General features: G+C 40.4%; 6 protein-coding genes. All 6 read left to right on the forward strand.

The features are described from left to right. Nucleotides 1-438: 438 nt before the first annotated feature. The 6 genes from glsA (at nt 439) to ODR02_RS11090 (ending at nt 17155) form a co-directional block, all read left to right on the forward strand. On the forward strand, nt 439-1452 hold the full coding sequence (gene glsA, locus ODR02_RS11065) for a glutaminase A (protein WP_209788806.1): 1014 nt from the start codon (nt 439-441) through the stop codon (nt 1450-1452). 946 nt (nt 1453-2398) lie between these two features. Next, nucleotides 2399-9424: an SDR family NAD(P)-dependent oxidoreductase gene (locus ODR02_RS11070; protein ID WP_309512481.1), complete on the forward strand. Its 7026-nt coding sequence runs from the start codon at nt 2399-2401 to the stop codon at nt 9422-9424. Between the two features lie 19 nt (nt 9425-9443). Beyond that, nucleotides 9444-13700: a beta-ketoacyl synthase N-terminal-like domain-containing protein gene (locus ODR02_RS11075; protein WP_309512482.1), complete on the forward strand. Its 4257-nt coding sequence runs from the start codon at nt 9444-9446 to the stop codon at nt 13698-13700. Then, nucleotides 13688-13987, forward strand: a complete 300-nt coding sequence (locus ODR02_RS11080; RefSeq protein WP_002977699.1) for an acyl carrier protein — start codon at nt 13688-13690, stop codon at nt 13985-13987. Before ODR02_RS11075 ends, ODR02_RS11080 begins: the two co-directional genes overlap by 13 nt. Continuing rightward, the gene (locus ODR02_RS11085; RefSeq protein WP_149832975.1) at nt 13978-14760 is read left to right on the forward strand and encodes an alpha/beta fold hydrolase; all 783 of its coding nucleotides are present in this window, start codon (nt 13978-13980) and stop codon (nt 14758-14760) included. Before ODR02_RS11080 ends, ODR02_RS11085 begins: the two co-directional genes overlap by 10 nt. Further along, entirely contained in the window at nt 14753-17155 is a 2403-nt protein-coding gene (locus ODR02_RS11090; protein WP_309512483.1) for a glycosyltransferase, read from the forward strand. Before ODR02_RS11085 ends, ODR02_RS11090 begins: the two co-directional genes overlap by 8 nt. Nucleotide 17156 lies beyond the last annotated feature (1 nt).

Consider the following 17156-nt stretch of genomic DNA (forward strand, 5'->3'; position numbering starts at 1 on the left):
CTGAATTCCAACAATATAGATAAATTCATACTTATATGTTATTTCACTACTCTATTAGTTATGCAAAAAAAATCCGCCCTTTCTTAATTTTTATAGCTACAGCCCATTTTAAACCAAATAAAATTCTAAATTTTAATGTATTAAATCCCAAAATATATAACCAAAAAGAACAATTTGTTTATTTTTTACTAATAAAACTGATTTTGAATTAAAATTAATCACATTAAAAAAGCTAAAAATAAAACTGCCTGTCTATTCATTATTCTTAAATAACTTGCCATGCATTTTAACAGCCTCAGTCTTCCTGTATCAATGCGGCCAGCCCAAAACCACAATGATATTCTCAGGCATGATAAAGGAGAATTGCTGACAAGATTAAAAAACTATATCTTTGTTTTTTAAGGCTTATCATAAACATTTTATTTGAAGATCTTCTCTATGAAAAACAACAGCTTTTTATTTTCTGCAAAAGGAATCTGCACTGCCGCTTTTCTTTCCTTAAACACAATCGTTTATGCACAGAAAACAGCAGACCTCTCAACTCTTTCAGAAAAAACATTAAATACCATCCTGGAAAAAAACAGAACATATTACACCCAGGGAAAAGTAGCAGATTACATTCCGGAACTGGGAAAAATGGATGCTAAAGCAATCGCTTTTTCAGTGGTAGATAAAAACGGGAAAGTATTCAACACCGGTGATATAAGTAAGAAATTTACCATGCAGAGTATTTCTAAAATTATATCATTAATGGTTGCTGTAAACGAAAAAGGAGAAGCTCATATTTTTGATAAAATGGGATACTTTGGATCAGATAAACCTTTCAACCACTTTTCAAACCTTGAAACGACAGGGAAACCTCTTAATCCAATGATGAATGCCGGGGCTATTCTTACCACTTCACTGATCTCAGGAGATGGCGAGAAACCATTCCTTAAAATACTGGATATGGTAAGATATATTACCAAAAATTCATCAATAGATTATAATAAATCAGTTTATGAATCAGAAAAATCAACAGGACACCGTAACCGCGGTATGTTTTACATCATGAAAAACAGCGGACTGATTTCAGGAAATGAAGACCAGCTGGACAACTATTTCAAGCAGTGTTCCATTGAACTTACTGCTGAAGATCTTGCAAAAATAGGCTACTTCTTTGCCAACCAATGTGTAAGATTCGACGGAGATTCCACCTATAAAAATGCAGATATGGCGAAACTGGTAGAATCACAGATGCTGACAGCCGGAATGTATGAATTCAGTGGCGAATATTCCAGAACAGTAGGCTTACCTAGCAAATCCGGCGTAGGAGGCGGAATTACCGTAAGTGTTCCCGGAAAAATAGGAATCGGAGTATTCAGCCCTGCTTTAGATCAGCATGGAAATTCACTGGCCGGATATCATATGATTTTAGATCTGGCAAAGCAGTATGGGTTAAGTATATTTTAATTCCTACCGTTCTTTATATAAGCAGCTCACCAGATATTTGATTCAATAAAAGGTATTTTAATATAATTGATCCGAGATCATCTTTAAAAGCCTTATTCGTTCAAAAAAACTCAACAATCAACCGATTCAAAAACAGTAAGTATATCAGATACTTACTGTTTTTTTATGAATTTCGGAAAGATATTTAAATTATTCTTAAAAATACCTATCTGTTTATTTATCAAAAAGATAGAAAAAATTCACAAATAATTCAAATTAAATCACATTATATTGATTAATTTTATTTAAATTCGCCTTGCCATTTTATCAGATTGATAAAGGTAATTCTTACATTTCAGAACCCTATTCATTGTATATTATCTTTTTGTAATATACCTAAAAACAAATCTCTTGTTTTTGAAATATTTTATTTTTTATTCCTATATTTGCTTAACATTTTTTTAACTATAAATATTTATAGTTAAAATTTATAAGATTGTACCGGCCATGTTTCTAAGAATAAGGAAACAATAAATATACTTTAATAGTATTTGAATAATTGATATTTTAATGTTAAAAAATCATTATCAAATAACGTTTATAATTGAAGATATATTATAGTTTTATTATTTTTATTTCATCATATCAAAAAATTGTTATTTATATGAATAACATTGATGTTTTGCTATGAGTTATCATTAATCATTTCTATACCGTAAATGCTATGAAAAACTTGACCAAAATCAGGCTGATGTCTTTTGAAAAGCCGGATATAACTACCACAACCCAAAATCTATCCAATACCGATAGATTATTAAATAATTACTACAAAACAACACCTATTGTTAACGATTTAATAAAAATAATTTTTACTATATCGTAGCAAAGAGTAATGGTCTTACGATCGAAAGACCTTGCATTCTGTTATGGAACTCTTGCTATCATTCAATAATTCAATTAACACGCCATGAAAAAACTAACCATTATTGGATTGACGCCTTTTGAAAAGCCGGACGTTAACCTCATATCTAAACTGCATCAGGCAGGTGCACTTCCCGTTCTAAGTTTAGGAAATGAGCTAACGAAAGCCCAGGAAGCGTTACATCAACTTGACCAGATAGACGTACCATCGTATGGTATTTATTTTTCTAACGACAAATTCACTACTCTTCAAATTCCGGAAAAAGTACGATTTGCGATCCTACCATTCGGAATGTCTAAGCCACTCAATGTACCTGTTATTTATCAGGTAACCAGTTTAGAAGAAGCTAGACAAGCTGAACAGGCGGGAGCACAAGGAATTATTATCAAAGGAAATGAAGCTGGCGGATTAGTAGGCTATGAATCTACGTTTGTATTATTCCAGCGTGTGATCAAGGAAATCCAGAGCATTCCGGTGTGGGTACAGGGAGGAATAGGTCTCCATACCGCAGCCGCAGCAAAAGCTCTGGGAGCAACCGGAGTTATACTGGACAGCCAGCTGGCATTGTTCCCGGAAAGTTCCGTTCCTAAGGATCTGAAAGAAGTATGCTCAAAACTGAATGGTACAGAAACTAAGGTGATCGCGAACCATCGTGTATTGGTAAGACCCAATTCACCGGCTTTATCTGAAAACGTAACCGCTGAAGAGCTGAAACAATATTTTACCGGTTTTGACCTTAGCACATGTTACATCCCAATGGGACAAGACATTTCGCTTGGAATTGACCTGTATGAAGACTTCAAAACACTGAAAAAACTGATTTTCGGATTTAAAGAAGCCATGTATGGACACCTGAAGCAGGCAAAAGCACTGAATGTCATTGATAAAGGCAACTCTTTAGCTCAGGAACTGGGATTACAATACCCTATTGCTCAGGGGCCAATGACCCGTGTAAGTGATGTCCCATCATTTGCCAATGCAGTTGCAGATGCCGGAGCTTTACCTTTTGTTGCTTTGTCATTATTAAAAGGAGAATCCGCGAAGTCTTTGGTAATGGACACCAAAAAACTTGCTGGTGAAAAAACATGGGGTGTAGGAATTTTAGGATTCGCACCACAGGAATTAAGAGATGAACAGACCTCCTATATATTAGAGGCAAAACCTCCCGTAGTTTTAATCGCCGGAGGAAGACCTGCTCAGGCCAAAGTATTTGAAAAGGCCGGAATAAAATCATTCCTACACGTTCCTTCTCCTGCTCTTCTGGATATTTTCCTGAAAGAAGGCGCTAAAAACTTCATTTTCGAAGGACGTGAATGCGGAGGACATGTAGGACCACTTTCAAGTACAGTACTTTGGGAAAAACAAATTGAACGTATTTTAAAAGAAGACCATCCTGAGAACATCAGTGTCTTTTTTGCAGGAGGAATTCATAATGCATTTTCAACGGCATTTGTTTCCATCATGGCTGCACCATTGGCTGCAAGAGGAGTAAAAATTGGAGTATTGATGGGTACTGCCTATCTGTATACTCATGAGGCTGTACAAACCGGAGCTATTCAGGAAGAGTTCCAGTCTCAAGCTATGCAGGCAAAAGATACCGTTTTACTGGAAACAGCTCCGGGACATGAAACACGTTGTTTAAACACTGCATTTGCCTACCATTTCAATACAGAAAAAGCAAAACTTCTTGCTGCCGGAATGGATAAGAAACAAGTCTGGGAACAGCTTGAAAAACTAAATGTAGGCCGTCTGCGTATTGCCGCCAAAGGTATTGAACGCCAAGGCGACAAACTGGTCAATATTCCTAAAGATGATCAACTTGATTTAGGAATGTACATGATAGGACAGGTTGCTACGATGCATAATCGTGTAATCTCATTGGCAGCCCTGCATCAAAGTGTTGTAGACAATTACGCATATATTCAGGATGCTGCATTATCAGAGGAACCGGTTTCTACAGAAAAACCTCTGGACATCGCTATCGTAGGGATGGAATGTATCTTCCCGGGCGCTAAAAATCTGGATGAATACTGGAGAAATATTATTTTAGGAAAAGATAGTGTTACTGAAGTACCGGATGAAAGATGGAATAAAGAATTATATTACCATCCCGATTCTGACGGACCGGATGTATCCCATTCCAAATGGGGAGGATTTATTCCTAAAATTGATTTCGATCCACTGGCATTCGGAATTCCGCCACAGTCTCTTGCAGCGATTGAACCTACACAATTGTTGACCTTATTGGTCGCAAAACGTGCAATGGAAGATGCAGGATATGGTGAAAAACACATCAATAGAGAAAATATCTCTGTAATTATCGGAGCTGAAGGAGGTAATGACCTTGCCAACAGCTATAGTTTCAGAGGATACTATAAACAGGTTTTCGGAGAACTTCATGAAGAAGTAAAAGAAGCCTTCCCACATACCACAGAAGACTCATTCCCGGGTATTCTTGCCAATGTTATCGCTGGTAGAATTACAAACCGACTGGATCTTGGGGGCAGAAACTTTACCGTAGATGCAGCTTGTGCTTCTTCTTTGGCCGCTATTGATTTGGCTTGCCAGGAACTTGTATTAGGTAAATCGGATATGGTTCTTGCCGGAGGAGCCGATTTACACAACGGAATCAATGATTATCTGATGTTCTCCAGTACGCATGCTTTATCCAGAAAAGGAAGGTGTGCTACTTTCGATGGCGAGGCAGACGGTATTGCTCTTGGAGAAGGTATTGCCATTCTTGTTTTAAAAAGATATGAAGATGCAGTACGCGATGGTGACCGTATTTATTCAGTGATCAAAGGAGTTGGCGGATCCAGTGACGGAAAAGCATTGGGATTGACGGCTCCTAGACAAATAGGTCAGGTAAGAGCATTAGAACGTGCTTATTCCCAGGCTGGTATCAGTGCTGCTTCCGTAGGTTTAGTGGAAGCTCATGGTACAGGAACCGTTGTAGGGGACAAAACTGAATTAAGTGCCTTAACTAATTTATTCAGCCGTTCAGGAGCTTTACCCGGACAGACTCATTTAGGTTCTGTAAAAACACAGATCGGACATACAAAATGTGCGGCAGGATTAGCAGGATTAATCAAGGCTTCCCTGGCTGTATATCACGGAGTAAAACCACCTACCCTTCACCTTCAGCAGCCTAATGCTTATTATAATGCAGAAACCAGCCCATTTGCTTTCCATGCAGAAAGTGGACTATGGAGCGAGAAGAACCGTTATGCCGGAATCAGTGCTTTCGGATTTGGAGGAACGAACTTCCATACGGTTATTGCCAACCATCCTAAGCAGGATAATTCAATCGCAATGCAGTCGTGGCCTTCAGAACTATTTGTGTTCCGTGGAGATACGTATGAAGAAGCCAAAGGGCAGTCAGGCCAGATTAAGGCTTTATTAGAAATTAATGATGGTATTCCATTAAAAGATATTGCGTATAGCTTAAGCATCAGTTCGGAAAAACCAATTCAGTTCAGTATTGTAGCGGATACAGTTGAAGACTTAATGATGAAGCTTGAGCTAGTACTGCTAGGGATTGAGACAAAAGATACTTTTACTGTAAATAAAAAAGAAGGTAAAGTAGCGTTCACATTCCCTGGACAAGGCAGCCAGAGAATCAATATGGCTCGTGATTTATTCGTCGTTTTCCCTGCTATGCGTAAGATCATCGATGAGTATCCTGAACTTGAAAAAGTCGTTTTCCCATCTAAGACTTTTAATGAGGCTGACTTAAAACAACAAAAAGAAACCATTAAAGATACCCGTTTAGCACAACCTCTTTTAGGAATTGTAGACCTTGCACTGGCTAAATTCCTGGAATCATTGGGTATTATTCCGGATATGCTGGCAGGCCACAGCTATGGTGAAATACCGGCTTTATGCTTTGCCGGAGTATTTGGAGAAGATAAACTGGTTGACTTAAGTGTTCAGAGAGCGCAGTCTATTTTAGATTCTGTGGAAGGTGGAGATCCTGGTTCAATGCTGGCTGCAAGTGCTACAGCAGAACGTTTACAGCCCATTATTGCTAAAGTAGAAGGATGCTACCCTGTGAACTTCAACGCTCCTACCCAATGTGTCATTGCAGGAAGTACAGAAGCGATTAATACATTACTGGAGGTTCTTAAACAGGAAGGTATTTCTGCTAAAAAACTGGAAGTAGCATGTGCTTTCCACAGTCCATTATTGGCAAAATCCAAGGATTTATATGCTGAAGTCTTGAAAGACGTTCCTTTCCAGGAAATGCAGATTCCTGTGTGGTCCAATACCACGGCAGAAGTATATCCAGCGAATCCTTCAGAAATAAAAGAAAGACTTACTGATCATCTGGTAAAGCCTGTAAGGTTTGTAGAACAGCTTCAGGCCATGTATAATGATGGGGCAAGGATCTTCATTGAAGTAGGACCAGGAAAAGTACTTACCGGACTGGCCAAATCCTGCCTGGAAAAAGATCAGCTTACCTTATACGTTGAAGACAACAGCCGTAATAAATTCAGTCATCTGCTTTGCATGCTGGCTCAATATTTAGGAACAGGCCGCAGCTTCAATATTAATAAACTTTTTGATGGCAGAAGCGTTAAGGTTATTGATATCAACCAACCTGAGCTTTACAAGAAAAGCCCTGCTATCTGGCGTGTTAACGGGCAAACTGCCCATCCAACTACTGGTAATCTGCCATCTAATGGTGCGTTGCCACTAATAAACCCTATTCCCATGAACAATTTTACGAATAACCCACAGGCACCTGCAACTGAAGCTCAGTCTACTGCTGAACGTATGCTGCAGGAATATTTAAACAGCATGAAATTAATGATACAGGCACAGCGTGATGTGATGCTTTCCTTTATGGGACAGAATCCTCAGGCATTCCCTGCTCCTGTATACCATTCACCAATACCAGCTCCTGCACATCAACCTATATCTGCCATTCCGGATCAGCCTGTTCATCAGGAAAAACCTGTAGCTGTGGTTCCTGTAAAACAAGCTCCGTCAAGAGATATCAAATCCTTATTACTTCAGGTGGTAAGTGATAAAACAGGATATCCACAGGAAATGCTGGGTATGGAAATGGATCTTGAAGCTGATTTAAGTATTGACTCTATTAAAAGAGTAGAAATTATCGGAACACTTCGTAATGAATTGGGAACTCTGGGCAACGGAAACACCAGTGAAGATACCGTTATGGAACAATTAGCCGGAATAAAAACGTTAAGCGGCCTTGTTTCATGGCTTACAGAATTCTCGGGAGCAGATACAACAACTGCCTCAGAAAAAATCGAAACAGCAGCTGAATCATCAGTTTCAAAATCACAGACACAGCCGGCATTCTCTCTTGAAGATCTTCAGAATGCCATTTTAACTATTGTAAGTGAAAAAACAGGTTATCCAAAAGAAATGTTAGGTCTTGATCTTGATCTGGAAGCTGACCTGAGTATTGATTCCATTAAACGTATGGAAATCATCGGTGATCTTAAAACCAAAATTGGTTTTGGCCAAAACCTTGAACAGGCAGACGATGTTATGGAAAAACTGGCTGCCATTAAAACCCTTCGTGGTCTGGCAAGCTGGATCAGCGAAATGAATGGGGAAACCAATGAAGCAGCTCAGGAAGTAAAAGCAACAGACATTGCAGAGCCAGCTCAAAATGTATTATCCCGACTTCGCTTTGATATTACTCCAACCGATGCTTCTTTAGTACAAAATACAGAAGTATTGCAGGGAAAACGTTTTGCCATCACTCAGGATGACAGCAAGCAAACCTCAGCGATCAGGGAAGCACTGGAAAAACATGGAGCCATCGTAGAATTGGTAGACTCAGAAAAAGATCTTTCAAATGTTGATGGATTAATTATGCTGGACCTGTTCTCAACAGTTGATAAACCAAGCATTATCGACCATGTAGATCTGATCAAAAAGCTGGATTTTGATAAAGCAAAATGGGTATATCTGATCTCTGATATTCCTGCACATCTTCAGGAAATTTCTGATGTAACCGTATTACGCCACCACCAGGGATATCCGGGACTTTTCAAAAGTTTAGCAAGAGAATTTGACAATACCACTTGCAGACTGATCAGCCTAAGTACTCCTCAGGAAGTAGATCAGATTGCTGAGATTACTTTAAAAGAGATTTTGACCAACGATAAACCTGCCGAAATCATTTACAAAAATGACCAGCGACACAAAGTAGATATTATCCCTTCTCCATTATCAACAAGTCTGAATGAAGCGCATATTCAATTGGATAAAAAATCTGTAATCCTGGTATTGGGAGGTGCTCAAGGAATCACGGCTGAATTGGTGAAGCATATGTCTCAGGCTTATCCGTGTACTTATATTCTGGTAGGAAGATCTGCTGACCCAAGAAATGAACTTTCGGCTAAAGACTTTGAAGGAATGAAAACCAAAGAAGAAATCAGAAGCTTCTTAATCAAATCAGGTCAATTCACATCTCCTGCAGAAATAGAAAAGGAAACCACAAAGATTTTCAAAAACAATCAGATTCTGCGTACCATCCGTGATATGGAAAACCTTGGAAATACCATTATTTACCAATCATTAGACCTTTGCGACGAAGAAGGATTAAGTAATCTGATCAGCAGTATCTATGAAAAATATAACCGTTTGGACGGAGTCATCCATGGAGCAGGTCTTTTAGAAGACAAACTATTCAAACAAAAGACGACAAGCTCTTTCGGACGTGTATTTGATACCAAAGTAAAACCCCTGCGTGTATTGGCTGAACAACTTCGCACAGACTGCCAGTTTGTAGTATTGTTCTCAAGTATTGCTTCCGTATACGGCAACAAAGGTCAGACAGATTATGCTGCTGCCAACAGTGTACTGGATGATTACGCCAATGCTTTAAATAAAAGATTAAAAGGAAAAGTGATCTCTATCAACTGGGGACCTTGGAAAGGTGCCGGAATGGTTTCTTCCACCCTTGAATCAGAATATGAACGCAGAGGTATTTCTATGATTCCATTGGATGAAGGGAAAGAAATCTTCCTTAACGAAATCAAATACGGAACGGAAAGCCAGGTGCTGATCATGTCAGGAAATAATTGGTAAAACACTGCATAAACTCAATATGAAAAAAACAGATGTTGCTGTAATTGGTCTATCATGTGTCTTTCCCGGGGCACAGGATGCCAACACTTTTTGGCAGAATATTGTCAATAAAGTCGATTCTACCGAGCTCGCTCCGGCAGACCGGATAGATCCTGTTCATTTCAGTGATGCCACAAGTCCCGTTGACCGTTTTTACTGTCAGCGTGGAGGATTTATCCCTGATTATACTTTCGATCCTACAGCATTTGGTATCTTGCCATTAGCCGTTGAAGGAACGGAACCTGACCATTTGCTTACCCTTGATCTGGTGCAGAAAGCCCTGGAAGATGCCGGCGTATTTCAAAAGAACATTTCTCTTGAAAAAACGGGAATCATCATCGGTAAAGGGAATTATACCGGTCCAGGAGCCACCCGCGCTATTGAAATTGTAAGAACCGGAGAACAGATTTCTTCGTTACTGCAGGAATTGCTGCCTCATGTTTCTTCTGCAGACATTGAAAAAGTAAAACATGCTTTCCAACAGCGTAAAGGACGTTTTGCAGCCGATACCGCCATGGGATTAATTCCCAATCTCGTTGCTTCTCTTGTTGCCAACCGTTTCAATTTAGGAGGAGCCGCATTCACTGTAGATGCCGCTTGTGCTTCTGCATTAATTGCTGTAGATCATGCCGTGCAGGAACTTCAGAGAGGCCGTTCCGATATCATGATCGCAGGAGGAGTCCACACAGGACAGAACGCTGCTTTCTGGAGTATTTTTGCTCAGTTGGGAGCCATGTCCCGCCAGCAGCAGATCAAGCCATTTAGTATGGATGCTGACGGATTACTGATTGGTGAAGGTTGTGGTTTTGTAGTCTTAAAAAGATTGGAAGATGCCGTTCGTGATCAGGATAAAATCTATGCGGTGATCAAAGGAGTTGGGGTAAGCAGTGACGGTACCGGAACCAGCGTAATGAGCCCGGCTGTGAAAGGTCAGTTAAAAGCTTTGGAACAGGCATGGATCAATGCTGATTTAGATAAAAATAAAGTGGGATATCTTGAAGCTCATGGCACAGGAACACCCCTTGGAGATAAAACAGAACTTCAGACCTTAGCTCAGTTCTTCGGAAAAGAAGAAACCGCTCCGGCAGCGGGTATCGGATCTGTAAAGTCCAATATCGGGCATGCCATGCCGGCAGCCGGAATTGCAGGATTAATTAAAACCTGTCTGGCTTTACACCATGATACTTTGCCGCCAACCTTATATTGTGAAAATCCAACCTCGGAGATGCAGAATACAAGGTTTGAACCGGTACAGGAAGCCAAAAACTGGTCAAAAACAGGACTTCCAAAAGTGGCAGCAGTAAATGCTTTCGGATTTGGAGGAATTAATGCACACGTTGTTCTGGAAGGCTATGATATGCCGAAAAAAGACCACGTACTGATATTAGCCAGACCTACGCACGAAGAATTGCTTTACGCATTACAAAATAATGAAACCGCCATTGCTGAAGGAGATTTCAGAGTTGCTATATTCGACCCAACGCCTGCAAGAATAGAAAAAGCCATTAAAATTGTTTCCAAAAATATCATCTGGAAAAACAAGCAGGACATCTGGTATACTTCTACTCCATTATTAAAAGATGGCGGTAAAGTAGCCTTTGTATTCCCTGGACTGGATGGTCTTGCAAAAGGTGAGGTAGAAACGGTTAGCCGTTATTTTGGATTGACAGCTCCTATTGAAACGGAAGGTGAAGGTCTTCTAACCGATGCTTTAAACATCTTCAACAACTGCAGTATCCTTGATAATTCATTGAAAAAACTGGGAATTATTCCCGATATGAATGCCGGACACAGTTTAGGAGAATGGCTGGCAGGATATTCGTCCGAATTAGCAGAAGCCAATTCTGTAAAAGCATTAATCGATGTACTTCACCCTGAAACATTTGAATTAAAAGATTCCAAGTTCATCGCTATAGGAGCAGGAATTGACGTTATAAAACCTTTTATTACTAAAATTTCAAACCTCTATGTTTCCAATGACAACTGCCCTAATCAGGTCATTCTTTGCGGAAGCAATGCTGCTCTGGATGAATTGGTTCCTTTGTTAAAGGCAAAACAGATTTTCCATCAGGTGCTACCGTTCCAATCAGGATTCCACTCTCCTTTTATTGCTGATAAACTGGATGTAATCCTGGCGGGAATGGAAAAAGCGCAGTTCCAGCAGACCAAAATCCCATTGTGGTCAGCCACAACCTTAGAACCTTATCCTTCAGATCAGGCAGCGATCAGAAAACTGAGTGCAGAGCATTTGGTTCAGCCTGTTCGTTTCCGTGAGCTGACCGATACATTATACGAAGAAGGAGTCAGAGTATTCATTCAGGTGGGTACAGGAGGATTGATCGGATTTATTGATGATACCTTAAAAGGAAAAGCCTTCAGTACTATTGCTTCCAGTGTTCCTACCCGCTCTGCATTAGCACAGTTACAACGTGTAGTCGCTTCATTATTTGTAGAAGGGAAAACCATTGCGCTTGACTTTTTAGAGATTCAGAATCATACGAAGAGAGCATCAGGAAAAGGAATTAAGCTGGAATTAGGTTCACCTATCATCCGTAATTTTAAAGAAGTGAAAGCGTTGGCTCAATCCTTTGAGACACCAAAACAATATACCGCAACTGCTTCAGCTATTGCCACCAAAAGCGGTCATCCGCTGGTACAGGCATTCCAAGACAACGTTGCCGATATGATCCGTATGCAGGAAGAAGTATTGACTTTATTCCAAAACCGTCCGGAGATTACAATCCAACGTCCTGTAGCTCAGGCAGCTCCTATTGCTCCAAAAGCACCAAGAAGTACAACCTTCTCAAAAGACTTATATGTAACGCTTGAAAGTCATCCTTACCTGATTGACCACAGCCTGTTGAGACAGCCTAAAGGTTGGGCTCATGTCGCAGATATGGAACCGGTCATTCCGATGACCATGATCTTTGAGCAGCTCGCAGAAATTGCAGAAGCCGAAATTCCGGGAACACTGGTTCATAAAATCATGAATGTAAGTGTATTCCAATGGATGAATGTTGCCAAACCTTTCGAAAAAACCGTAAAAGGAGAATGGCGATCACCCAACCACGCTTATCTCGATATTGAAAACTTTGCCAACGCAGAAGTAATTTTAAAATCCGCTTCGGTTCCAACACCAGCCTTCAATCTTTCCATCGGTAATCTTTTGCCTATCGAAAGAACTCCTGAAGAAATCTATGACATGCACATGTTCCATGGAGACAAATACCAGGGAATCACTGAAGTTTCAGCCGTTGGAGACAAAGGAATTATCGGAAAAATAAAAGGAAACGGCGGTAAAGGTTCTCTATTGGACAATGCAGGACAGTTATTCGGACTTTGGCTGCAGCTTACTTTGGTGAAAGACCGTATTGCATTCCCTGTAAAGATCAGAGATATTGAATTCTTCGGCGATATGCATGACCAGGAAGGTATTTTTGAATGCACCTGTATGCTGACGGAGCTTAATGATGAATTTGCCATTGCAGATATCATCCTGACAAGAGACGGAAAAGTATGGTGCGCCATTACCGGCTGGCAGAACAGAAGACTGGAAATAGATGCTCCGTTATGGAATGTTTCCATGTCACCGCTTCACAACAGGCTTTCGGAAGAGATTGCTCCTGAAGTATTCTTTTTCCATCAGGCGTACACCAGAGTGGCTTCATGGGATTTTATCCTGAAAAGATATTTCAACCAGACGGAAAAACAGCATCACCAGCAGTTATTACCCAACAAAAAGAAAAACTGGATGGTAAGCCGTGTAGCCGTGAAAGATGCTGTAAGAAACCTTCTTCGTCAGGAAAAAAATCATGCCTGCTTCCCGATCACGTTTGAAATTCGTTCCGATGAAGTAGGAAAACCTTACCTCATCAGTGATTTTACAGAAGATATTCATATTTCTCTAGCTCATAAAGGCAAAGAAGCCGTAGGAATCGCGAGATATGGAAAATCTGTAGGAATTGATATGGAACTGATGGAAGAACGCAGCTCAGGATTCTACGACATGGTATTTACCGACAAAGAATTAGCCTTATTAAAAGACAGAGATCAGGCCGAATGGACCACCCGTTTCTGGGTAGCCAAGGAAGCCTACGGAAAGTTCCTGGGAACAGGACTGAAAGGAAATCCTAAAGCCTTCGAAGTCGAAATGATAAAAGACGATCACCTGTGGATCAACAACATTGAAATCAAAACTATTAAACATAAAAATTATATTATCGGATGGACACTGTAAACGCAACATTAAAAATGAACCACGAAGAACTTTTTACTTTATTAAAAGGTTTTATTACTGAAGTGATTGGGGCTGAATTTGTAGAAGAAATGGATATTACTCCTGAAAGTTCATTCACCAAAGATCTTGAAATGGACAGCATCGAGATTGTTTCTTTCTCAGAAAAAATCAAAGCGCATTTTGGCGATCAGATCGACTTTACAGGTTGGTTATCTTCTATGGATCTTGACCAGCTTATTAATCTTGACCTTAGTATGATCATCAATTATATCTACGAATGCCAATAATCACTGTCAATAACAGACAAGTTCATATACAGGAACTCAACAAAGGAGCCGAACAAACCGTGGTACTCATCCACGGTATGTTCAGTAACCTGTCCATTTATTATTTTAATATTGCCCCTGTGCTGGCGAAGCATTTCCATGTGGTGATGTACGATCTGAAAAGCCACGGTATGAGTGAACGCTTTTTGGATGGGTACGATCTTGACAACATGTCATCCGATTTAATAGGTTTAATAGATCACCTTCAACTGGAAAAAGTACATCTTGTAGGCTATAGTTTCGGAGGTCTTATTGCACTGAAAACAGCTTTAGAATATCCTGACCGCGTGAATCAGCTCGTGGTGATGGAAGCTCCGGATCCTCAGGATGAAAAAGCCCGTAACATCATTGATGAATATAGCAAAGAATTTCTTGAGCACTATGTCGCCAATTTTACAGACACTACCAAAGTACAGATGGGTAAAAGACAAATGGAAAAGAACCATCGTATGTATGAATTTCTGTTTAATCAGACCACCATTAAAGCAGATATGATCAGGGAAAAACATTTCCTTGGTGAAGCTGACTTCAAGGGATTGGAAACTTCCACTTTATTGCTTTATGGCGCTGACTCCAACTGCAGACCTACCGGTGAGTGGCTTCAGTCTCAAATCAGCCAGTCTGAACTTGAATTAATTCCGGGCGATCACAATATTCCTATCCAGGAACCTCAGCTCATCGCTGAAACAATCGCTCAATTTTTATCTAAAATTTTAACACAAAACCATGGCTAAATTTGCATTTATAGTTCCACCATTAACAGGACATGTCAACCCTACCCTAAGCATCGGTGCTACCCTGCTGGAAAGAGGACATGAAGTAGCCTGGATCAGCCTCGACCCAACGTTAGAGGCTAAACTTCCCGAGGGAGGAAAATTATTACTGATCCAATACGATCAGACCGACGAAGAAAAGAAAGAAAGTGAACAGTATCTCGATATAATTTCAAAAAAAGTAGTGTATGGTATAGACAGCGTTAAGTTCCTGTACGAAGAGGTTCTTATCCCGCTGAACAGACATTGCTATAACGGAATTATTGCTTTACTGAAAACATATCAGCCTGATTTGATCATCGGAGACCATCAGTTATTTGCTGCCCCTGTTGCCGCTAAAACTCTTGGAATCCCTTATGCCACTTCCGTTACCGCTCCGGCAGCCATTAAAATCATGAATGAGCTTCCAAAAGTACACGAGTGGGAAGTGAATCAGATCCTAGATTTACAGAAAGAACTCGGTTTCCAGGAAGAACGCTCTCTGGCAACCTCAGACCTATTAACGCTTGTTCTTACTTCCAATTATTTCTTTGGGGAAATGGATGATCTGCCTTCCCAATATCAGTTCACAGGTCCCGTTCTTACCGAAAGACGTGTTTCATGTGAATTCGACTGGGAAAAGTTGAAAAGCAAAAACAACAAAAAGATCCTGGTAAGTATCGGTACTACCTTCGATCATGATCATAAAAAAGCTTTCTTCCAAAAGGTCATTGATGCCTTTAAAGATGAAGATTTAACCGTTATAGTCGTTTCTGATCCACAGCTTTTCGAACAGTGGCCGGATAACTTTATGGTCTATCAGCAGGTTCCGCAATTGGATCTTTTACCTCATCTTGACGGTGTGGTATGCCATGGCGGTCACAATACCGTATCCGAAACACTATCACACGGTATTCCTTTGGTCGTGATCCCGATTGCCTATGACCAGTCACATGTTGCCGGACGTGTTGTACGTACAGAAGCTGGTGAACGTCTTAATTTTAACAGATTTAAAGGAAATCACCTGAGAGAAGCTGTACAGCAAATCCTGAACAATCCGAGCTACAAAGAAGCAGCTCAGAAAGTCGGACAATCTTTTGTGAAAGCAGGAGGCTCTGCTACGGCAGCCAACTTATTGGAGCAAGCGATATTGAAGGCTTCAAAACCTGAAAAACCGTCTAAGTTTTTATTTGTAGTTCCCCCGTTCTTCGGACACGTGAGCCCTACTTTAAGTGTGGGAGCAAGTTTAATTGCCCGCGGCCACGAAGTAAAATGGTTCGGAATTACGCCTTTAGACAACAAACATATTCCTGAAGGAGGTTCTTATTTCTATCCTGAAGAAGATCTTATTCCGTATCAGGAGGAAATTGCCCGCATTCTGAAAAGACAGGATGACGGGCCCGCATGTTCCGGACCTGAAGTCATGAAACTGGCACTGGAAGAAACCTATGTTCCTTTTGCTAAAATGATGATGCCGGGACTTACCAGACTGACAGAAAGCTGGATGCCGGATGTTATTGTGAACGACTGTATCACTTTCGGAGGAGCTCTTTTCGCTCACAAACATAATATTCCTTGTGTAACCACTACTCCGGTGCCACCGGATGTGATGGGAGATACGGAAAAAAGTGCTCCAAAAATCTGGGAATGGCAGCAGAACTTAATCAAAGATCTTCAAAAAGAAGTAGGCATTCATGAAGAAGGTATTTACATTCATTCTCACAAACTGAATATGGTGTTTACATCACAGGCTTTCGCTGGTTTTGAAACGGTTCCATCTCATATGAAATTTGTAGGTCCGGTAAAAGGCCGTCCGAATGATGCCCCATTCGACTGGGATAAGCTGAACGCTTCCACCACTCCAAAGATATTTGTATCATTGGGAACGCTGCTGGTAGATATCAGAAAAGCTTTCTTCGAAAAGATTATCGCTGCATTTAAAGACCAGCCGGTTACGGTGATTGCCGCTACTCCACCGGAAATCTTTGAAGAATGGCCGGATAACTTCATCGTGAACAGCTTCGTGCCTCAATCTGCAGTGATGCAGAGAATGGATATGGTGATCTGCCACGGTGGTTTCAATACTGTAAACGACACTTTCCGAAACGGATTACCGATGTTAATCACTCCTATTGCTTATGATCATTTCCATATTGCAAAACTGATTGAGCAGGCAGGTTGCGGAATCAGTATCCGATATAAAAGGCTTCGTGTAGATGCTCTTCGTGAAACTGCTTTTGAATTATTGGAAAATCCGAAATACAGAGCCGCCGCTCAGGAAGTCCGAAACACATTTACCCTTGCCGGAGGGAACGATAAAGCGGTAGAACTGTTAGAAAATTTTGTGCAGGAACATTCAATATTAGCTTCTGTATAGC

The sequence above is a fragment of the Chryseobacterium sp. CFS2 genome, from assembly GCF_036543225.1.
GTDB classification, from domain to species: Bacteria; Bacteroidota; Bacteroidia; order Flavobacteriales; family Weeksellaceae; genus Chryseobacterium; species Chryseobacterium culicis_A.

What these genes read in the sequence shown, in the direction of transcription:
- ODR02_RS11090 (WP_309512483.1), top strand. Translation starts at nt 14,753, where the DNA reads ATGGCTAAATTTGCATTTATAGTTCCACCATTAACAGGACATGTCAAC.
- ODR02_RS11070 (WP_309512481.1), top strand. Translation starts at nt 2,399, where the DNA reads ATGAAAAAACTAACCATTATTGGATTGACGCCTTTTGAAAAGCCGGAC.
- ODR02_RS11075 (WP_309512482.1), top strand. Translation starts at nt 9,444, where the DNA reads ATGAAAAAAACAGATGTTGCTGTAATTGGTCTATCATGTGTCTTTCCC.
- ODR02_RS11080 (WP_002977699.1), top strand. Translation starts at nt 13,688, where the DNA reads ATGGACACTGTAAACGCAACATTAAAAATGAACCACGAAGAACTTTTT.
- ODR02_RS11085 (WP_149832975.1), top strand. Translation starts at nt 13,978, where the DNA reads ATGCCAATAATCACTGTCAATAACAGACAAGTTCATATACAGGAACTC.
- glsA (WP_209788806.1), top strand. Translation starts at nt 439, where the DNA reads ATGAAAAACAACAGCTTTTTATTTTCTGCAAAAGGAATCTGCACTGCC.